Source organism: Clostridium oryzae (assembly GCF_002029235.1).
Lineage (GTDB): Bacteria > Bacillota > Clostridia > Clostridiales > Clostridiaceae > Clostridium_AE > Clostridium_AE oryzae.
The window spans coordinates 14,537-36,475 of the sequence record NZ_MZGV01000022.1 but is presented as its reverse complement, the minus strand read 5'-3'; the positions used below and the strand labels follow the sequence as shown (position 1 = coordinate 36,475).

The window sequence follows — 21,939 nt, the reverse complement described above, 5'->3', positions numbered from 1 at the left end:
TATATTCTAAAAGAACTCACATTATTAAATGCAATAATATTTTAGCTACAAATTAATTGAGAAAAAGCTACATTGATTATACATTATAGCTCGAGAATAGTGTATAATTAAAATGAGAATAATAATTTGAGGTGACATAAATTGGAATTGTTTAACATGATTTTATATACCGTTAAAGGAATGGATATATGGTCCGTTCTGGATATACTGGTCATTTCATATATATTTTATAAGGCATATACAATTGTAAAGGAAACAAGAGCTGAGCAGTTGATTAAAGGTATATTACTTATAGTGATGCTTATTCCTATAAGTGGTTTATTACATCTTACTATGCTTAATATGCTTTTAAATAAAACGATAACTATAGGAGTATTATCTATTGTTATAATATTTCAGCCTGAAATAAGAAGAGTTCTTGAACATATAGGCAGAACTGCTTTTACTGAGAAACATGTGCTTTTAGAAGATGATGAGATTATGGACAAGGTAATAACAGAAATAGTTACAGCTGTTGATAATCTTGCAAAGACTAAAACAGGTGCTTTAATTGTTATAGAGCAAAAAACCGGATTAAATGAGGTTGTAACCTCAGGAACTCAGATAGATTCTATAGTATCTTCAGCTCTTTTGGAGAATATTTTTGTTGTAAACACACCGCTGCACGATGGAGCTACGATTATAAGAAATGACAGAATTCTAGCATCTGGATGTGTGCTTCCGCTTACAGCAAATAATGATATAAATAAAAAATTAGGAACGAGACATAGGGCTGGAATAGGTATCACAGAGATATCAGATGCACTTGTAATAATAGTTTCTGAGGAGACAGGAGTAATATCATTGTCTGTAAATGGAAAACTTACAAGAAATTATGATAAAGATAGACTTAAGGATATACTTATTAGAATAATGAAAAGAAGGCAGAATATCAAAGAAACAACCATTGGAGGGAAGGTGAAAAATTGGCTAGATTGGATAATAAAAAGGAAAGAAGATTCCTTGTAAAAATAGTATGTTTTATTGCTTCCTTTATATTATGGCTGTATGTAGCTAATACTGAAAATCCAGAGGTGCCTAAGAACATATCTGTCCCAGTTGAAATAGAAAACATAAATTCTTTATCCAATGTTAAATTGGTGCTGTTGCAAAAGAATAGGTATTATACTACTATCAAGGTAAAGGGACCAGTACTTGAAGTAAACAAATTAAGGGCTTCTGACTTTAAGCTAAAGGCAGACTTATCCCTTTATGCTCTAAAAAAGGGAGCAAATTACATTCCGGTCGAGGTGGTGGATCAACCTGACAATGTTGTAATAACTGAGCCAAGAAGCGTAACTGTACAGGTAAATGTAGATGAGCTGGTTGAAAAGAGTGTTCCAATCAAAGTTAGTATTCCTGTTAAAGAAAAGTATGGATTTAAGACATCTGATCCCGTACCAAAGCAAACTACAGCATATGTGAGCGGACCATCACAATATGTAAAAAATGTTGACCATGTTGCAGCAAAGATGAAAACGCAGACTGCTGTAGGTAAGGATTTGGAAATGAATGTACCATTAAAGGCTTATGATGCAGCAGATAGGGTTGTAGATGGAGTTGAAATAAATCCTAAGAATGTAGATGTGGTAATACCTATAAAAAAGGTTAAAACTGTACCTATAAATATTAAAACAAAGGGAAATATAAGTAGTAGTATGGAACTTAAATCTATTATTAGTCAGCCTGATAAAATAGCTATATATGGAAGTGGACGTGACATAGATAATATAACAAGTATAGATACTGAGTATATAGACTTAAGCAGCATAAACGGAAGCAAGAGTTTATATGCAAAACTTAAGTTGCCTGATAATGTTAGTACAGTATCTGGTCAGAGTACTGTTAAACTTATATTAAGTGTTAATAGCAAACGTCAAAAAAATGTGACTTCCAATATACTGTTTCAGAATCTTGGCAAAGGTCTTCAGTATAAAGCTAATTTGACCAGTATTTCTCTGGTGCTTATCGGACCGGCTAATCTAGTAGACAATATATCAAAAAGTAGTATAAAGTGTACTGTAGATCTAAAGAACCTGAAGGAGGGGACTTATACAATACCTGTGAATGTTGTAGTTCCTAACCATATAGAAATGTCTTCGTACACACCAAAAAAAATTAAAGTTACTATAACTAAGGTAATAGCTACAGATACGGCTAAGAATAGTGAGGACAAACCGGTCGTAGATAATGATGAAAAACAGTAATATTTGGAGGAATAATGAGTATTAGAATTAACAATATAAAACTTAATTTAGATGAGGATATTGACGAGATAAAACATAAGGCAGCTAAAAAGTTAAGACTCAGTATTAAAGATATTGGGAATGTTAAAATTTTAAAGGAATCATTGGATGCAAGAAGAAAAGATAATATCTACTTTAATTATGCAGTAGAAGTAGAATGTAATGATAGTGAAAAGATAGTATCTAAATTAAAGGATAAAGATATAATGAGCTTTGAAGGCACTTTTAAGGAGAATGTACAGCCTGGTAAAGTTAAACTTAATCACAGGCCTATCATAATAGGTATGGGCCCTGCAGGTATGTTTGCAGGGCTTGTTTTGGCTGAATATGGATATAAGCCTATTATTTTTGAGAGAGGTGGGCAAGTAGAAGAAAGAACAAAAAGTATAGAACATTTTTGGAGCAGCGGTGAATTGGATGTAAACTCGAATGTTCAGTTTGGAGAGGGTGGAGCTGGAACTTTCTCTGATGGAAAGCTAACCACACGAATAAAAGATCCGAGATGTGATTATGTTCTGGAGGAATTTGTTAAGGCAGGAGCCCCTGAAGAGATAATATACAGTGGAAAACCACATATTGGAACAGATATTTTAAAAATTGTGGTTAAAAACATTCGTGAAGAGATTAAAAGGTTAGGAGGAGAAGTACATTTTAACAGCAGACTGGAGGACATTGTTATAAAGGATGGACAAATAAAAGCCGCCATAGTAAATGGAAATGAGATATGCAGTGAGAATATAATATTAGCAATAGGACATAGCTCCAGAGATACATATGAAATGCTTAATAAAAATGGTATATTTATGACTCCTAAAGCTTTTGCAATAGGAGTACGTGTGGAGCATCCGCAGCAATTTATTGATAAGGCTCAGTATGGTAAGTACGCAGGGCATAAAAGGCTTAAGGCTGCAGATTATAGACTGGCATATACTGATGATAAAATTAATAGGGCAGTTTATAGTTTTTGCATGTGTCCTGGTGGAGAGGTTGTAGCTGCAGCATCTGAAAATGAGAGACTCGTGACCAATGGAATGAGTCTTTATAAAAGAGACAAAGAAAACGCTAATTCTGCATTAGTTGTATCTGTTAAACCTGAAGATTTTGAGGGAAAATCCCCACTTAAAGGCATGACTTTTCAAAGATATTATGAAAATTTAGCCTATAAAGCAGGCGGAGGACGTTACTTAGCTCCGATACAACTTATTGGAGATTTTTTGGAAGATAGAAAAAGCCAAAAATTAGGTTCTGTAGAACCGAGCTATAAGCCTGGCTGGACATTTTCTTTGTTAAATAATTGTTTACCAGGCTATGTTATTGATATGCTAAAAATTGGTATTCAGCAATTTGATAAGAGAATTAAGGGCTTTGCTATGAATGATGCAGTGCTTACAGGAATAGAAACTCGTACATCTGCGCCAGTGAGAATAGAAAGAAATGAACAGCTTCAAAGTATATCAGCAAAGGGCTTGTATCCAGCTGGTGAAGGTGCTGGATACGCTGGGGGGATAATTTCAGCTGCTGTAGATGGAATCAAAGTTGCAGAGAATATAATAACCCGGTATAGTAATGAATTCTGATAATTCCGACAAATCGATATAATATGAATTTATTTGTTAAAATATAATCAAAGACTGCAGTGAAATGAATAATACAATCTTTATATAGTTTTTTTGGAGGGAATACGATGGTTAAAAATTTTGATGACTTATTAACAAAGTTAAAGAGCAAGAGAACAAGAAAAGTAGCTGTTGCTGTAGCACAGGATGAACCTGTACTAGAAGCAATCAAGGAAGCAAAGGCAAGAGGAATTGTAGATGCAGTACTTGTAGGTAATGAAGAATTAATAAAACAAGTAGCAGAAAAGATAGGTATGGATCTATCACAATTTGAAATAGTAAATGAACCTAACGATGTAAAGGCAGCACTTAAAGCTGTAGAACTTACTTCAACTGGTGTGACTGATATGGTTATGAAAGGTTTAGTTGATACAGCTAACTTTTTAAGATCAGTACTTAACAAAGAGGTTGGACTTAGAACAGGTAAGCTTATGTCACATGTGGCAGTATTTGAGCTTCCTGAATTTGATAGACTTATATTTTTAACAGATGCAGCATTCAATATGTATCCAGACTTAAAGGCAAAGAAAGATATGATAAACAATTCAGTTAAAGTTGCTAATGCTGTTGGTGTAGAGATGCCAAAGGTTGCTCCAATCTGTGCGGTTGAGGTTGTTAATCCAGATATGCCAGCTACTGTAGATGCTGCAATACTTTCTAAAATGTGTGACAGAGGACAGATAAAGGGATGTATAGTTGACGGACCGTTAGCATTAGATAATGCTATATCTGAAGAAGCAGCAAAGCATAAAAAGATAACTGGACCTGTGGCAGGTAAAGCTGATATATTATTGCTTCCAAACATAGAAGCTGCTAATGCAATGTATAAGACACTTACATTTACCGCTAGCTGCAAAAACGGCGGCATATTGGTAGGAACTACTGCTCCAGTAATATTAACTTCAAGAGCAGACAGCTTTGAAACAAAAGTATATTCAATAGCTTTGGCAGCACTTGTAGCTAAGGATAGATAAGATATACTTAATAGATAGTCTTAATGAGCTTAAATTAAAATCCTAAATATATAGATATGGGAGGAATAAACATGCCATATAAAATATTAGTAATCAATCCGGGATCTACATCAACTAAAATAGGGGTTTTCGAAGATGATAAAGCTCTTATGGTTGAAACCCTTAGACATGAGACAGAGGAAATTGAGAAATATGCTACTATCGCTGATCAATTTTCTTTTAGAAAAGAAGTAATACTTAAAGTCGTTAAGGAAAAAGGTTTTGACATAAAGACATTTAATGCTGTAGTTGGAAGAGGCGGTATGCTTAAACCAATCCCTGGCGGTACTTATGAAGTTAATGAAAAGATGCTTGAAGATTTGAAAGTTGGTGTTCAAGGACAACATGCTGCAAACCTTGGTGGAATCATAGCTAATGAAATAGGAAAAGAAAATAACATACCTGCCTTCATAGTGGATCCTACAGTTGTGGATGAACTTGATGAAGTAGCTAAGATATCAGGAATGCCTGATATAACCAGAAGAAGCATATTCCATGCATTAAATCAAAAGGCTGTTGCAAGAAGATATGCAAAGGAACAGGGAAAAGCTTATGAAGATGTCAATGTTATTGTAGCTCATATGGGCGGCGGAATAACTGTTGGAGCTCATAAAAAAGGAAAAGTTGTTGATGTAAATAATGGTTTGGATGGTGAAGGCCCTTTCTCACCAGAGAGAACTGGAGGACTTCCAGTAGGTGATCTAGTAAAGATGTGCTACAGCGGTGAGTTTACATATGAAGAAGTTAAGAAGAAGATAAATGGTAAGGGTGGAGTTGTTGGCTACCTTGGCAGTAACAATATAATTGACCTTAGAAAGAATGCAGCTGCAGGAGATAAAAAATCACAGCTTATCCTTAATGCTATGATATATCAAGTAGCAAAAGAGATAGGAAAATGTGCTGCTGTTCTTTATGGAAAAGTTGACGCTATAATTCTTACTGGTGGTATTGCTTACGGAGAAAATATAGTAGCTGGTATTGAAGAAATGGTTAAATTTATTGCACCAGTAGTAGTATATCCTGGCGAAGATGAACTTCTTGCATTAGCAGAAGGAGCAGTAAGAGTGTTAAGCGGACAGGAAAAGGCTAAGATTTACGCTTAATAGAACAAGAGTGTTTATATAAGATATAAAGCAAAGAGCCAACTCTGTGATGAGGTTGGTTCTTTGCTTTTATAAAAAAAGAGAAAAGTGAAAAGTGAAGGAAGCAATTCTGCTGTGCAGAATTGCTGAGAATATAAATCTGAGAGAAGAATGTAATTAAAATATACGAAGTAATATTAAGGTAACTTTGAAGAAAATACTATTTAACAAATAAACAAGAAGAATAATTTGGAAGAAGCAATATAGAAAATAATACTTTGCAAATGCATAGGGTCGGAAGTGGTTGGAGGAGGCATTTTCCAGCCGACGGAAATCACTTCCTTCCCTTTTTTAGTCTCTAGGAATTTATGTATTTTGCGAATTGTGGATAACTTTTAATTAATATCAAGATACACCACTAAATAGGAGAAAAGGTGGTTGCTAAATGGAAAAACGGTACAGCGTGTTTACGAAGAAGTTAAAAAGAGACAGTAATATATTTTGAAGTTAGTGAATTAAGATAGAAAGGTAATAGAATTAATAAAATTAAAGTATTTTGTAAATATTAAGAGTTAGGGCATTAAAAATGGTTACATCCGACGGAGGCATTTGGAGTGAGTTTAGCAATTATCCGTGTCTTTTAGGCAAATTTCCGTTAAGATGGCGAATTGTTTGAGGTGTAGCCGAGTTATGAGCCATTAGGAAATTTGACTAAAAGATGCGGTAAAATTGCTTAACGAGCGGAACTAGCCGACATAGGGTGCAACCATTTTTTATATGTGTCCTTTAACTCCCATGATAATACATGGCTTTTTATCTGGGTCCATCCACTTCAGAATTTTGAGGATATCTTCTTCTGAAACTGAGACGCAGCCTGCTGTGCCTGTGCTATTTTTACGTGCTATATGAAAGAATATGGCACTTCCCTTTCCTAATACTTTATCTGTGTTGTAGTTGAAGTCTATTACTGCTGCGTATTTATATAGTTCTTCCACCCACAGTTTTTCATATCCGCCTAAATCCTTTTCTGGATTCGAACCTTCATAATGTTTCCATACGTTATAATTGTCTAGTGTACTTCCAGCAGCCCAGTAATCATTTTCTCTTGCTACTCTATAGGGTATTTTTAAGCCTGGATTATCAACTAAACCAAAAGCAAATAAAAAATGATATTTGCCGGTAGGAGTACTCATATCCCCTTCATGCCTGTCATCTTTAAAACCTGCCTTACCTATTATAGCTTTGCAATCGGTAAATAAGGACCAAGTAGCAGCTGATTTTTCATAAGCATATAGATGTGCATTTATTGTTCCATATTCGTCTGCAAGGACAACAATTGCCTGAGAAGAATTGTCAGGATTTGTTTTTATAGTGTCTAAAATATTTTTCAAAATATCGCCCCTTTTTAATCAACCTAGTCTATAGTATATAAACATCGTATCAATTATGTTTTCGCAAAGCAACCTATAGTTAATTCGATAATTAAAAATTTTGAAATTAATAATTTATTTAATATTTAACGAAGTTATGTACCTTTCTCTCTTTACAGTGTAACAATGTTATGTTACACTATCAGTAAAGGAGGGTAAATATGGATGAAGAATTGATTTCAAAAAAAGAACTTTTGAGAGTTATGGGGATCTCTTATGGTCAGTTATATAGGTGGAAGAGAAAGAACATTATTCCGGAGGAATGGTTTATAAAAAAATCTTCATTTACGGGACAGGAGACCTTCTTCCCTAAAAAATTAATAATCGAGAGAATAGCGAAAATTATGGATATGAAGGACGATTTATCACTAGATGATTTAGCTGAGAAATTTTCGTCAAATCCAACATCAGTGCAGCTTACGAGAGAAGAAATTTTAAGCAATAAACTTATCAACGAGGAAATATTAAGCATATATGAGGATACGGCGGGAGCAGTGCAAAACTATAATTTTGAAAACTTGCTTTTTATGCTGGTGATGGAAGAAGCATTGGTGTCTGGGAATGTAAGCTTAGATGAAACGGCTGGAATACTTAAAAATCTAAAAGATAATTACAGCAAATTTACAGGTAAAAATGCAGAATTGATTTTTATTAGAAAGCTCGGTGTAGGAATAAGCATTTTATTGCAATTAGACGGAGAGATATATCTAGAAGATAAGGCAAAACTTGTTTTAAATCTTAATATATCTAAAATAGTTGAGCAGCTCAAACTTAAATTGATTGAACTTGATAAATAAAAAGAATAATTTATAAAATTAAGTTTATAATTAATAAAATTAATTAATATGCAAAATAAATCAATTTATTTAAAAAATATTTTAATATTTTATTGACAACATTAATGGAAGCAATTACAATTAATAATGTAATGATTTGCTTACATTATAAATATATGAAAATAAATTAAGTATTATTTGAAAGTGAGGATAAAGTAGAATGAGTGAATATTTGGGAGATCTTAAAATTTCAGGATCAGGAAGTTCTAATGGCGGTGAGTATAACAATGTTTCGGTAAGCGGTTCTGGAAAAATAAATGGAGATATAAAATGTAATGAAGTACATGTAAGTGGTTCTACAACTATAAATGGTAATGTAAAATCAAGCGATGTACATGCAAGCGGCTCGTTAAAGATAAATGGAAATATAGAAACAGAAAGATTTAAATCAAGCGGTTCAAGTCATGTAGATGGAAACATAAATGCTGATGAAATAAAAGTAAGTGGAACTGCAAAATTTGAAGGACATTTGGAAGCTAAGCTATTGAAAGCTTCTGGAAGCGTTTCAGTTGAGAATAATATACATGCAGAAGAAGTAAACGTGTCTGGAGGCTTGAAGGTTCAAGGGGATTGCGAAACTGATACTTTTAGATCATCAGGCAGCTTTAAAATAGATGGACTTCTCAACGGAGATTTAATTCAGGTAGCTGTAGGGGGAAGGTGCAGAGCAAGAGAAATAGGTGGAGAAACGATAGAGATAAAAGATAATTTTAGTGACAACTCTATTTTTTCAAAGATAATAAAAGCTTTTGATTTTTCAATAAAGCTTGTAGAAGCTGATACCATAGAAGGAGATAATATATATCTTGAATATACCAAAGCTAAAGTAGTGAGAGGAAAAAACATTGTTATAGGTAAAGGCTGTCAGATTGATTCAGTTGAATATATAGAAGAGCTTAAAGCTTTAGAAGGCAGTGAAATAAGCAGGCAGAAACAGGTATAGCTTTAAAGGAAGTGAATTATATGAAAAATGAAAATAAGGAAAAACTTTGGTCACGAAGTTTTTTCATACTATGGCAAGGACAGCTTGTCTCAACTATAGGGGATGCAGTTTATAGTATAGCATTAGGATTTTGGGTGCTTGCTGTCACAGGTTCTACTGCTTTAATGGGAACTCTTATGGCTGCTTCGACTCTGCCAGGTATATTAGTTTCACCCTTTGCAGGGGTATTGATTGATAAATGTAATAAAAAACGTTTGTTTATTTTTTTAGACATGATAAGAGGAATTTGCATAGTGCTGCTTGCAGTAGCTGCAAATAAAGGATTTATTGCTATATGGATGGTGTTTGCTGCAGGAATTTTGCTCAGTGTATGTGGTGCTATTTTTGCACCAGGGATTCAAGCTGCAGTACCAGAATTGGTTCCGAAATCAAAAGTATCAAATGCAACTTCTGTGTTTTCAGTAGTAAGTGCCGGTTCAAATATGATTGGAAATGTGGCTGGAGGCTTTCTGTATCAGGCATTAGGTGCTCCAATGTTATTTCTGTTTGATGGCTTATCTTTTATATTTTCAGGTGCAACTATGCCTTTTGTAAAAATTCCGAAGAATACCCGAAAGGAAAAAATACATTTTGTTGAAGATATGGCGGAAGGTTTTAGATTTATGTGGCATCAGATAGGTCTTAGAATGATTCTTATCATTGCAGCATTAAGCAATTTTTTCTGTTTTATTGGAATTGTTTTGATAATGCCGCTTTGTCAAACTACGTCTTACCTTGGGGCAGGAAGATACGGCATTATCATGGCGTGCTATATGGCAGGCTCCATGGCAGGCTTCATGTTCTTATCTATCTTTTCACCTAAACCTAAGAATAAATTCAAGATATTCATTGTAACAAATATAATTTCTAACATTAGCATGATTTCCTCAATAAACCAGCCATTTTTCGTTATTATGAACATATTATTAGTATTAGCTGGATTTACAAATTCAATTTTCAATGTGATTTTGATTTCCACTGTACAGGCATCAACTCCTCAGCAGGTAAGAGGAAAAGTAATGTCTTTCTTGAATATGACTACTCAGGGTTTTACTCCTTTTGCTATGGCACTTGGAGGCGTATTAGGAGGTATATTCCCAATAAAAACAGTCATCTCAGCAGCTTTCATAATAGTATTTCTTGTCACGATGCCATCCTACTTTATTAAATCTTTTAAGTCCTATATTACTGCTGAATATCAGGGAGTAAGTAGCACAGATGCAGAGCAAAACCAAGAAACTGAAGAGAAAGAAACTCTGGCAGAACAGGGCATATAGAGGTATTTAAATTGAATATGAAGATCTTATAGTATAAAAAACTTTGGCGTAGGAGAATTTGTATGGAAAATAGTGTAGAGGTAAAAGATTTAAAAAAATACTTTATATCTAAGAAGAGAAAGCTTCTTAGAGTGATTGAAAAGAAAGAATTTAGGGCAGTAGACGGCGTAAGTTTTAACATTAGAAAAGGTGAAATATTTGGACTTTTAGGTCCTAATGGTGCAGGTAAAACTACAACTATAAAAATGATAACAGGGCTGCTAAGGCCTACCAGCGGCTCAGTTTTAGTAAATGGCATAGATGTAGATAAGAATCCAATGAAAGCATTAGGAAATATAGGTACAGTATTAGCAGGGGACAGAAGTATATACTGGAAACTTACTGGAAGAGAGAACCTTGAGTATTTTGCAGCACTTTATGGCTGTGACAGAAAAGAAGCTAAAAAACGTGCAGAGAAGATTCTTACTAGACTTGGAATAATAGAAAAAGCTGATGAGCTGGTAGAGAAATATTCAACTGGTATGAAGCAAAAGGTTGCGCTTGGAAAGGCACTTATTCCGGAAGCACCTGTAGTGCTTTTGGATGAACCTACTCTCGGACTTGATCCGCAGTCAGCCCTTAACCTAAGAGAAATAATACTTGATATAAAAAAGGAAGGAAGATCAATACTGCTTACGACACATTACATGGAAGAAGCGGATTTCTTATGTGACAGGATAGCTATAGTAGATGGCGGCAAGATAGTAGCAATGGATACTCCTGAGAATTTGAAAGACAGTATTATTGATGTAGAGAATGAGAATCCAACGCTGGAAGATGTATTTCTTAAGCTTACCGGTAAAAAACTTAGGGAAGAAGTGAGCTAGATGAATAGATTGAGAACTATAGCAGCAGTTACTAGAAAAGATTTGACTCAGTTTACCAGATATCCAAGTATTTTTTTACAGCTGCTTATATGGCCGCTTATTTTTCCATTGGTTTATATCCTCAGTGCTTATGCTCTGGCAGGTAAAAACAATGTAAGTATGGGAGCGTATAAGAGTATAACTGGAACCAATAATTATATGGGTTTTATCGTTATAGGAACTATGATATATATGTGGGTAAATGTAACTATGTGGTCTTTTGGAACCTACCTTAGAGAGGAGCAGACAAGAGGAACTCTGGAATCTAACTGGCTGTGCCCAATAAAGAGATTCGACATGCTTATAGGTGGTGCTGTAATTGGCATTATACAGGGCTTTGCAATGGCTGTAGTGTCTATGGTTGAGTATAGATTTGTATATAATATACATTTTACAGGAAATGTACTAATATGGCTGCTAACCTTTATTATTGTGGTTCCAGGAGTATATGGAATAGGCAGTATATTTGCGAGCTTAGTGCTATGGGTAAAAGAGACAAACTCCATGGTACAGCTTGTAAGGGGTATGGTTATGATATTCTGTGGCGTTAGCTTTCCGATATCAGTTATGCCAAGCTGGATGCAGGAGATATCTAAAGTATTTCCGTTTACTTACGGAATTTTAGCAGGAAGGACACTTATGATAAATGGCGGCAGCCTTATACAGGCCCTTCCTGATATAGCTATGTGTCTTGGCGAGGGTATTATCTATCTTATCATAGGAAGATTATGCTTTGCTGCAGTAGAGAGAAAAGTAAAACTTATGGGATCACTTGAAAGGTTCTAAGGGAGGAATAGTTATGTATTTTAGAAGAAACTTAATTGCAGCTAAGGCAAGATTTTTAGTAAGTATGAAGCTTTATTTCAGGTATCCATTAAAAATGCTTCAGGTTATTGTTGACCCACTCATATGGCTTACACCTTTTTATTTTATGAGCAAGACTTTCGCATCCGGAAGTTCACTTCAAGGTTTTCAGCAGTATTCCGGCAGTTCGGATTATATGGGATTTCTTATTATAGGTTATATGATTACGGGTTATGTAAATACTGCCTTCTGGAGCATGGGCTTCTCACTTAAGGAGGAAATGTGGCAGGGGGTACTTGAATCAAATTGGAGTGCTCCTGTAAATAGAATAAATCTTCTCATAAGCAAGAGCTTGTTCAGTTTTATTGCATGTACGGTTGAGAATATAATTACGGGTATAGTCTGCTATTTCGCTTTTGGATTCACGATAAATGGCCGCATTCTAACCTTTTTAGCGTATCTTTTGCCAGGAGTAGTAGGGATGCTTGGACTTGGTATTATGATTTGTGCCTTAGTACTTCTTGCAAAGGAAGCAAATGCTGTAATAGATATATCCAGTTCACTTATAAGCGGTTTGTCTGGAGGCTTTTTCCCAATCAAGGCTATGCCAAGATTATTTCTAATGCTTGCGCTAGCACTGCCAGTGACTTATCTAAATGATGCTTCCAGAGCAATACTTATTGGACAGACATCAATATTGTCGCTAACGTTAGAATTTATAATAATCCTTGCATCGATGTTTGGGTTTATGGTAGCGGGAAGTTTTGTGTTCAACTTGGTTGAGAGAAGATCAAGAGCCATGGGAAATTTATCAGGGCACTAAAGAGCAATTAGGAGTTAAAAATGTATAATGAGGAATGAAGGAAAGAATTCAGCGGTGCTGAATTCTTTTTTTTTAGCAGCAAAACATGAACCAGCATATAATAAAGTGAAGTATATTCCAATGGTCATAGCTTGTTTTTTTATGGTATAATACAGAGTGTTTGAATATAGTTAGAGGATTTTTATTTATAATAGTTAGCAAAGTGAGGAAAAAGCATGGAGAGAATGTTTGGAACTGATGGAGTAAGAGGTATAGCAAATACTGAGCTTACTGCAGATATTGCTTTTAAGCTTGGAAAGGCAGGAGCTTATGTGCTTACTGAAGGAGCGCATAAACCTAAGATACTTGTAGGTATGGACACCAGAATATCTGGTGATATGTTGGAGGCAGCATTAGTTGCAGGTATACTTTCTGTTGGAGCTGAAGCTGTAAGAGTAGGAGTTATACCTACGCCTGCTATTGCGTATTTAACAAGAGAATACCAGGCAGACGCAGGAGTTATGATATCCGCTTCTCATAATCCAGTAGAGTATAACGGTATAAAGTTTTTTAATAATAAAGGATATAAACTCTCAGATGAACTTGAAGACAAGATACAGATGGTTATAGAGAATGATTTTAAGGAAGTGCCAAAGCCTACAGGTGCTCAGCTTGGCAGAAAGGTAACAAAGAAGGATGCTCTAAAGGATTATATTGAGTTTTCAAAGCAGACTGTAGATGTAGATTTAAAAGGATTAAAAATTGCATTGGATTGTGCAAACGGTGCAAACTACATTTCTGGGGTTAAGGCATTTAATGATTTAGGTGCAGAGGTACATGCAATTAATAATGTACCTAATGGTATAAACATAAATGATCACTGCGGATCAACTCATCCAGAAGCATTGATGGAATATGTGCTTGAAAATAAATATGATGTAGGCTTTGCATTCGATGGGGATGCAGACAGGTGCCTTTGCGTAGACAACAAAGGAAAGCTTGTTAATGGTGATTTCATGATGGCCATTGTTGCCAAATATCTAAAAGAGCAGAATAAACTCAAGGATAATGTGCTTGTAGTGACTGTTATGAGTAACCTTGGACTTGATATAGCTTTAAAAAAAGAGGGAATAAAGACAGTTAAGACAAAGGTTGGAGACCGATATGTACTTGAAGAAATGGTGAAGAATGGCTATGATATCGGAGGTGAACAGTCCGGGCATATAATAATGCTTGATCATAATACTACTGGGGATGGACTTGTAACAGCTCTTCAGATAGCTACTATCATAAAGAAAAGCGGCAAAACTCTTGAAGAACTGGCAGCTATGATGACTGAGCTCCCACAGGTACTTGCCAATGCTAAAGTATGCAATAGCAAGAAGTACATCTATGAGAAAGATACGGAAATAGCAGGAAGAATAAAAGAGATAGAAGAAAAACTTGATGGCTGTGGAAGAGTTCTTATAAGACCATCTGGTACTGAACCTCTTGTTAGGGTTATGCTAGAAGGAGAGAACCAGAAGGAAATCGATGAAATGGCACATGGACTGGCAAAACTTATAGAACAGAAAGCTCAATAAAAAGGTTGCAGTATTGAAGACTGATCCTTTTATTAAGCAATTTTAGCAGATATTTTTTGTATATAAGTCGCGAAAGTTCTAATACATTCTGACTTCTAAAAGATCCTAGGGTTGAACCGATTCAGCAGTGATATTTTAGAAGCCATAATGTAAGAACTTTATTGCAACTTATATAGAATGAAGAGAGGTCAATAGCAATTGTTAAAAATTTGTGTATTGACCTTTTTGAGTTTAAAAAATATAATTAAAATGATCGTGTTAACTTAATTTATAGTAACACTTAAGATTTATAGTACATATAATGGTTAATAGGATTAGGCCATCTTCAAAAGGATACCTTTTTAAAATCTTAATTATGTTAGGGGGACAGAGGACAAGTTAATATTTATAGCGCCAGAACTTAGGGCCTACTTAAGTTGACGAGGATGGGGAGTATCGAAAATTCGGCGGATGCCCCACGGTACACACTACCGTTAAAGTTTAGTAAAACTCAGGAAGTGATTTCTGCAACAACACTAAACAGGTGTATTCCTTTCTTGCCTGATATGGCTTTCAGGGATTTAACTTAAAAGGGTAGAATGAGACTATTTTTGAAAACTCAGAAAATAGTCACGGTGGCTTATTGTCAAAAATAAGTCAATGGAAGGAAGTATAAATATGTGTGGAGTAGTAGGTTATATAGGTAAAAAGCAGGCTCAGTCTTTTTTGATTGAGGGATTATCAAAATTGGAATATAGAGGTTACGATTCAGCAGGTATAGCAGCTATAGATAATGGAACGTTAAGTATAGTAAAGTGTAAGGGCAGACTTGCAGGTCTTGCAGATAAGGTTAAAGAGAATCCAGTTAAGGGCACCATTGGAATAGGACATACCAGATGGGCAACTCATGGAGAACCTTCTGATCTTAATGCTCATCCTCATACAAATTGCAAAAATACCATAAGTGTAGTTCACAACGGAATAATAGAGAACTATCTTAGCATAAAAGAGTGGTTATCTTCGAAAGGTTACACTTTTAAGACTGAAACGGATACAGAAGTAATACCTAATTTAATTGATTATTACTATGAAGGCAGCCTTCTAGATGCAGTTATAAAAGCTGCGGCAAAGATGGAAGGAAGTTACGCTATAGGTGTTATTTCAACAGAAGAGCCAGACAAGCTTATTGCAGTAAGAAAGGATAGCCCACTTATTGTTGGACTTGCAGATGGAGAGTATTATGTAGCTTCCGATATTCCTGCAGTGCTTAACAAGACTAGGGATGTATATCTATTAGACAATAAAGAGTTTGTTGAATTAACACTTGATGGAGTTAAACTTTTTTCAGAGTACGGAGAAGAAATTAAAAAAGATGTATACCATGTAACCTGGAATGCTGATGCAGCTGAAAAAGATGGATATGAGCATTTCATGCTTAAGGAAATTCACGAACAGCCGAAAGCTATCAAAAACACAATGACTTCAAGAGTTATGCCAGAAGGCGAAATAAAACTTGATGATATAAGACTTACTAAAGAGGAAATAGAGAATATCAGTAAGATATATATAGTTGCCTGCGGAACAGCTTACCATGCAGGTTTAGTTGGAAGATATGCAATAGAGAAGCTTGCTAAGATTCCTGTAGAGGTAGATGTAGCATCAGAATTTAGATACAGAGATCCTCTTATAGATGATAAGACACTTACAATCATAATCAGCCAATCTGGAGAAACTGCAGATTCTTTAGCAGCATTGAGACTAGCTAAAGACAGCAACTCGAGAGTTATAGCTGTGACAAATGTTGTAGGAAGCTCTATCGCAAGAGAAGCTGATGACGTGCTTTACACTTGGGCAGGACCTGAAATAGCGGTTGCTTCGACAAAAGCATATACAACCCAGCTTATAGATATGTATATCATAGCTCTTTATCTTGCACAACGAAAGGAAACAATATCAAAACTAGAGCTTGAGCAGATAAAGAAGGAGATGCTTGCACTTCCTGAAAAGGTTGAGGAGATCATAAAAGTTAAGGAAGATATTCAGAAGTTTGCAGCTAATAACTATATGCACAAGGATATATTCTTTATCGGAAGAGGCCTTGACTACAACGTTTCTATGGAAGGTTCATTAAAACTTAAAGAGATTTCCTATATTCATTCCGAGGCTTATGCAGCAGGAGAGCTTAAACATGGACCGATAGCTCTTATCGAAAAAGGAACAGTAGTAGTTGCTATGGCAACACAGGAATATCTTTATGATAAGATGCTTAGCAATATAAAAGAAATCACAACAAGAGGAGCAAAAGTACTAGGTTTTGCTTTTGAAGGACACACAGAAATAGCGAAATCCGTGGATATAGTTAAGTATATTCCAAAGACACTAGAGATGTTTGCACCAGTGCTTTCAATAATACCGCTTCAGCTGCTTGCATATTACATGGCAACGCTAAAAGGCTGTGACGTTGATAAGCCTAGAAACCTCGCAAAAAGTGTAACTGTTGAGTAAGAGGGTAAGATATTCGTAAAAAAATAGAAATAGATTTCAATGGACGGGAGTCACCTATAAGGTGGTTCTCGTCTATTATTATGTGTCTTTTTAGACAGAACTATTCAAGCAAATTATGTTTCCTGTCAATTATGGAATGTTTTTCATGAATGCATTCATGAAAATCCTGTGATATAATTAGATACATATAATAGAAAAATTAGACAAAATATGATAATATGTTATTTGTATTTATAGAAGGTGAAAAAATTATGAGTAGTAAAATAGAAGGAATTAAAAAAGCAGAAATAAGTATGCGTTTTTCAGAATTTGAAATGCCGCCTATGCAGGACGTATTATTGGTTGGCAAGAGAGCACCAATAGGTCCAGAGGCTGCAAGAAGGATGGTAGATGTACTTTCACCAGAACAATACGAAATAGTTAAAATTGAACATGAATATATTGAAGCTATTGTTGTAAGAAAGTCTCTATTGAATATGCTATCAAAAGATAAACTTATTCCAATAATTATGGAAGAAGGAGGATGCATTGCTAACGAATCGATGATAATAAAGGCACAGGTAAATATTATTCTTAATGTTAGCAAATCAATTGATTTATGATGACAAAGGCTTTTGATATAATAGAAAAAAATTTAATGAAAGTTAATGTATTGGATGGAACAAGAAAAATTCAAGATGTTTTTCATGAAGAAGGTATTGAATGTTTTACTGTTTATGAGGAAGATAGGTTGACTGGAGTAATTACAAAAAATGAATTGATAGGAGCACATCCAAATAGAATAGTTGCTGACATTATGTCTAATAAATATATATGTGCTGACCATGACATACCTGTGTGGAAAATAGAGGAAATATTTAATTTAAATGAAGACGTTGATGTTATATTGATAGAAAAAGAACATGAAGTTGTAGGATATATCACAAGGACAATTTTGAATATAGAATTAGGTAAACATATCGACCTGCTTACAGGTTTATATAAGAGTGATTATATGTTCTATAACACCTATAATTTTATAAAACATCGCAAACATGCAACAATAATTTTTATAGATTTAAATAATTTTGGTTATATAAATAAAAAATATGGACATATTGCTGGAGATACAATACTAAAAAGTGTGGCAGATATATTAAAAAATAATCTCAAGCAAAATTCTTATTTGTGCAGATATGCTGGAGATGAATTTGCTATAGTAGCTTCTTATTGCATAGAAGATAGCAAAATACTTGCTGAAAACATAATAAAAGCTATAAAGTCATATCCGTTTTTAAATGACATACCAGTTTCAGTATCAATAGGAATTACAGGATGTAAGATACAAAATAATAAACTTAGAAGTATATCAACACTTATAAATAAATTAGTAAATGTTGCGAGTTTAGCGTCTACAAGGGCAAAAAAAGATATTAGTAATTTAGTTATTGTTGAAGATGTCGAAATAGATGAAATTGCATAAATTGATTTTTCCAGTACTTTTGCTCCAAGTAATTCAGTGGAAGGATATGAAGAAAGTGAATCCGAACATATGAGAATCATCAAGAAAGGTGGTTCTCTTTTTTTAAAAGGTATTTGTCAAAAGTGGCATTCATTAACTCTTCTGTAACCTTTATTTGAATATATTAACTGATGTATAATAAATAAGAAGCTATTTAGGATGTTTCTATTGAGTATCTGATATCAGCGCTGAACTTTAAAAAGTATTGATAACAGGCATTTTTACTTAATTTGCAATAGCAGCTTTGGACATGTATTCTTTCGTAAGTGTTTTGGGAATGGAGTGAAGGAATTGGCAAACATATTGATAGTTGAAGATGATAAGAGCATAAATGAATTAATAAAAAGAAATTTGAAATTAATAGGACATACATGTACGTGCGTTTTTGATGGGGGAGCAGCTCTGGAGGCTATGAAGAATAGCAGTTTTGATCTTATAATTTTAGATGTTATGCTTCCAGTATGTTCAGGCTTTGAAGTCATAAAACATAAGAAAGAGGAACCAGTGATTTTTCTAACTGCAAAGGATTCTTTAGAGGATAAATTACAAGGCTTAACTTCTGGAGCCGAAGATTATATAGTAAAGCCTTTCGAGATTCTAGAGTTATTGGCTAGGGTTAATATCATACTGAGAAGAAATGAAAAAAATGATGAATTTAAGTTGGGTGCTGTCAGGGTTGACTTCAAGTGCAGGAAAGTATTTTGTGATGATAAGGAAATAGAAATGACACCTCAGGAATATGCTCTGCTGGAGGTACTGATAACGAACAGGAATATAGCGATGTCCAGGGAAAAATTATTAGAAACGGCCTGGGGCTTTGATTATGAAGGTGATACGAGAACAGTAGATGTTCATATTCAAAAGCTGAGGAAAAAACTCAAGCTGGAAAATGAGATAAAGACTGTATATAAGTTGGGATACCGTTTGGAGGGATAAATAAGAATGAAATTTTGGGTTAAAACCTATTTCTGTGTTTTGATGTTATTTTTGCTTGTATTTAATGCAAGCATTTGTTTTATTATGAGTACTACCTACAGATATATGATTGATGATGAAAAAAGTAAAGCAAGGAACGAATACTATTATATCAGCAAGGATATGAAATATAGTATAGATACGCTTAAAAATAACAACAACCTTTCAGATGCAGCATTAAAAAATCTTATTGAATACTATTCTAATAATAATATCTCCTTCCTATTGAGTAAAAGTAATGGTAAAGTTCTTTCTAATTTGAAGTATAAAATGAACAAGAAGTATGAAGAAATGCTGAAGATAAAAAGCGGACAGGCTGTTGCGTTGGTTGAGAAGAAGGGGACAAGGTACATATTGATATCTAGTGCATTGGGTAAGTATCATTTAATTTATTGCAATAGGTTAGATAGAATAACTGACCTATGGGATAGGCTGAGAAGCATGTTTATCTATTTTAGTCTTGTGGTTTCATTTATGCTGGCCATATTCCTTGCAATAATGTTAAATAGCAGATCAAAGCCCTTAAAAGAGCTGATTGTTTCTGTAAATGGTGTAAAGAATGGTAATTATGATAACCGGGTAAAAATCTTAGGAAAAGATGAGTTTGCTATACTTGGAGAAAATTTTAATGAGATGGCTGAGAAAATTGATTATACTTTAAAAAAACTAAATAGTGATATGCAGATGAAACAAAAATTTATTGATAATTTGTCTCATGAATTGAGGACACCATTGACTTCTATATATGGATATGCAGATTATATTCAAAAGGCAGCAATATCTGAGGAAGATAAATATGAAGCAACAGAGTTCATAATGAAAGAAAGCAAAAGACTTGAGTATATGGCAAACCGTCTCCTTGATATGACAATAAGAAGTCAAAATAGTATTGTTAAGGGAAAAATAGATGTTGAGGAGCTATTTAGCAGAGTTGTAAAGGTTACAGCATTCAAGGCAAAGAAAAAATCTTTAAAGATAACCTCTAAAAACAACTTGAAGTACATATTTGGAGAGATGGAACTAATTGAAAGTGTAATTATTAACCTGGTGGATAATGCCATAAAAGCTTCTGAGCCTGGTAAAGCTATAGAAATAGCGGGCATAAGCTCTGAGAAAGAATCAATAATCCAGATTACCGATAATGGTAAGGGTATAGCAGAGGAGCATATTGATCATATTTTAGAGCCTTTTTACAGAGCAGATAAATCAAGATCGAGAGCAGAAGGCGGAACTGGTTTAGGACTTGCTTTATGCAAGCAGATCATGGATATGCATAAAGGTAAAATTGAAATAAGTTCAGAGGTAAATAAAGGTACAAAAATATCATTGATTTTTACAACTTCATAATAACTTTCATATAAGTCTATAATATATTGGCTTTAAAATAAAATTGCTAAGGAGGGTTAGATGTTGAATAAATTCAACATAAAAAGTTATATAGTATTGATATCTGTTACAACACTATTGATTTTATTTAGTACATTCTTGCTAAAGGAAAGCGTCACCTTATTTAGCGGGATTGGAACCGGTAAAATAGAAAAGGTAGCAGCATCAAAAAAAGAGGCTTTGAAACCTGTCACCGAGAAAAAGAAAAAAAGTAATAACAAGACTAAAGTAAGAAAAAGAACAACCTCAAAAAGGACAAGGCTTAAACCTTCAAAGCAGGTAACGAAAAAAACCCATAATAATAATGTAAAAAGCAGTGACAGAAAAGACAATAATAAAGAAGGTGCATCAGAAAATACAAATACACAGGATGAACTTTATAATACTGTAAAGGATAAGATCAATATTCAAAAAGAGGAAGCTAAGAACATATTTGCTGCAAATATTTTAAAACTGTTTGGAAGCTCTGTAAATATAGCTGATAATGAAATGACTTTTACCAAGACAGAGGCTCTAGAAGAAACAGTATATGAATGGTCTTTATCTATAACGGATAGTGTGAACAAAGAATTTTATTCGTGCGAATTAAATGCTATGACAGGCGAATGCACTAAGCTATCTAAAATTAATTACAAGGGTTTTGACAAACCAGAGGATGCAGTATATACAACTGGTGATATCATACCTTTAAATGATGAGGATACTCAAAAGTATATAAGCAAAGCAGAGGAACTTATAAATAATAATGGCATTTTAAATTCAAGTGAAAATAAAATTCAAAAGGCAAGTGTAAAACAAAGGCAATATATGGGCCTTAGGCCTATGGTTGACATTGACGTAACCATGGAGAATGGAGGAGAAGCTGAGATAGCTTTTTACACTGATACGGAACAGTTGATGTCAATAAATATTAATAAATAAATAAATCTAAATTTTAAGCAAGAGTGTGAAAGAATAATTATTAGGTATAAAAACGAA

General features: G+C 34.2%; 20 protein-coding genes. 19 read left to right on the top strand and 1 reads right to left on the bottom strand.

All coding sequences use genetic code 11. The features are described 5' to 3' along the window. The first annotated feature begins 141 nt into the window (after positions 1–141). From cdaA to buk, 5 genes are all read left to right on the top strand, one after another. Positions 142–1,008: a diadenylate cyclase CdaA gene (cdaA, locus tag CLORY_RS11405; protein WP_079424437.1), complete on the top strand. Its 867-nt coding sequence runs from the start codon at positions 142–144 to the stop codon at positions 1,006–1,008. Continuing rightward, a complete protein-coding gene (locus CLORY_RS11400) occupies positions 966–2,246 on the top strand; it encodes a CdaR family protein (RefSeq protein ID WP_079424435.1) in 1,281 nt (426 codons plus the stop codon). The genes cdaA and CLORY_RS11400 overlap by 43 nt, the downstream gene beginning before the upstream one ends. 14 nt (positions 2,247–2,260) lie before the next feature. Next, a complete protein-coding gene (locus CLORY_RS11395) occupies positions 2,261–3,862 on the top strand; it encodes an NAD(P)/FAD-dependent oxidoreductase (protein WP_079424432.1) in 1,602 nt (533 codons plus the stop codon). Between the two features lie 107 nt (positions 3,863–3,969). Beyond that, complete coding sequence (ptb, locus tag CLORY_RS11390) at positions 3,970–4,875, top strand: phosphate butyryltransferase (protein ID WP_079424430.1); 906 nt, start codon at positions 3,970–3,972, stop codon at positions 4,873–4,875. Positions 4,876–4,946: 71 nt separating this feature from the next. Next, a complete protein-coding gene (gene buk / locus CLORY_RS11385) occupies positions 4,947–6,017 on the top strand; it encodes a butyrate kinase (protein WP_079424428.1) in 1,071 nt (356 codons plus the stop codon). A 752-nt stretch (positions 6,018–6,769) separates the two neighbouring features. Here the strand turns inward: buk and CLORY_RS11380 are convergent. After that, positions 6,770–7,387 carry a L,D-transpeptidase family protein gene (locus CLORY_RS11380; RefSeq protein WP_169911601.1) on the bottom strand — a complete coding sequence of 206 codons (618 nt, stop codon included), beginning with the start codon at positions 7,385–7,387 and terminating at the stop codon, positions 6,770–6,772. A gap of 200 nt (positions 7,388–7,587) precedes the next feature. On the opposite strand from CLORY_RS11380, the gene CLORY_RS11375 reads away from it, so the two are divergent. From CLORY_RS11375 to CLORY_RS11315, 14 genes are all read left to right on the top strand, one after another. After that, the gene (locus CLORY_RS11375) at positions 7,588–8,223 is read left to right on the top strand and encodes a YhbD family protein (RefSeq protein ID WP_079424423.1); all 636 of its coding nucleotides are present in this window, start codon (positions 7,588–7,590) and stop codon (positions 8,221–8,223) included. A gap of 199 nt (positions 8,224–8,422) precedes the next feature. After that, a complete protein-coding gene (locus CLORY_RS11370) occupies positions 8,423–9,205 on the top strand; it encodes a polymer-forming cytoskeletal protein (protein ID WP_079424421.1) in 783 nt (260 codons plus the stop codon). Positions 9,206–9,225: 20 nt separating this feature from the next. Continuing rightward, on the top strand, positions 9,226–10,521 hold the full coding sequence (locus CLORY_RS11365) for an MFS transporter (RefSeq protein WP_079424419.1): 1,296 nt from the start codon (positions 9,226–9,228) through the stop codon (positions 10,519–10,521). Between the two features lie 62 nt (positions 10,522–10,583). Further along, positions 10,584–11,387, top strand: a complete 804-nt coding sequence (locus CLORY_RS11360; protein WP_079424417.1) for an ABC transporter ATP-binding protein — start codon at positions 10,584–10,586, stop codon at positions 11,385–11,387. Beyond that, positions 11,388–12,212, top strand: a complete 825-nt coding sequence (locus CLORY_RS11355; protein ID WP_079424416.1) for an ABC transporter permease — start codon at positions 11,388–11,390, stop codon at positions 12,210–12,212. A gap of 13 nt (positions 12,213–12,225) precedes the next feature. After that, a complete protein-coding gene (locus tag CLORY_RS11350) occupies positions 12,226–13,053 on the top strand; it encodes an ABC transporter permease (RefSeq protein WP_079424415.1) in 828 nt (275 codons plus the stop codon). Positions 13,054–13,080: 27 nt separating this feature from the next. Beyond that, positions 13,081–13,203, top strand: coding sequence for a hypothetical protein (locus CLORY_RS23985; protein WP_278335328.1), 123 nt, complete (start codon positions 13,081–13,083; stop codon positions 13,201–13,203). Positions 13,204–13,268: 65 nt separating this feature from the next. Further along, the gene (gene glmM, locus CLORY_RS11345; protein WP_079424412.1) at positions 13,269–14,615 is read left to right on the top strand and encodes a phosphoglucosamine mutase; all 1,347 of its coding nucleotides are present in this window, start codon (positions 13,269–13,271) and stop codon (positions 14,613–14,615) included. A 657-nt stretch (positions 14,616–15,272) separates the two neighbouring features. Then, positions 15,273–17,099 carry a glutamine--fructose-6-phosphate transaminase (isomerizing) gene (gene glmS / locus CLORY_RS11340; RefSeq protein WP_079424410.1) on the top strand — a complete coding sequence of 609 codons (1,827 nt, stop codon included), beginning with the start codon at positions 15,273–15,275 and terminating at the stop codon, positions 17,097–17,099. Between the two features lie 251 nt (positions 17,100–17,350). After that, positions 17,351–17,701 carry a hypothetical protein gene (locus CLORY_RS11335; RefSeq protein WP_079424408.1) on the top strand — a complete coding sequence of 117 codons (351 nt, stop codon included), beginning with the start codon at positions 17,351–17,353 and terminating at the stop codon, positions 17,699–17,701. 35 nt (positions 17,702–17,736) lie between these two features. Then, positions 17,737–18,561, top strand: a complete 825-nt coding sequence (locus tag CLORY_RS11330; protein WP_242954399.1) for a diguanylate cyclase — start codon at positions 17,737–17,739, stop codon at positions 18,559–18,561. 330 nt (positions 18,562–18,891) lie between these two features. Further along, complete coding sequence (locus tag CLORY_RS11325; RefSeq protein WP_079424404.1) at positions 18,892–19,536, top strand: response regulator transcription factor; 645 nt, start codon at positions 18,892–18,894, stop codon at positions 19,534–19,536. Between the two features lie 6 nt (positions 19,537–19,542). Continuing rightward, positions 19,543–20,922: a sensor histidine kinase gene (locus CLORY_RS11320; protein ID WP_079424402.1), complete on the top strand. Its 1,380-nt coding sequence runs from the start codon at positions 19,543–19,545 to the stop codon at positions 20,920–20,922. Positions 20,923–20,982: 60 nt separating this feature from the next. After that, positions 20,983–21,882: a hypothetical protein gene (locus CLORY_RS11315; protein WP_079424400.1), complete on the top strand. Its 900-nt coding sequence runs from the start codon at positions 20,983–20,985 to the stop codon at positions 21,880–21,882. Positions 21,883–21,939 lie beyond the last annotated feature (57 nt).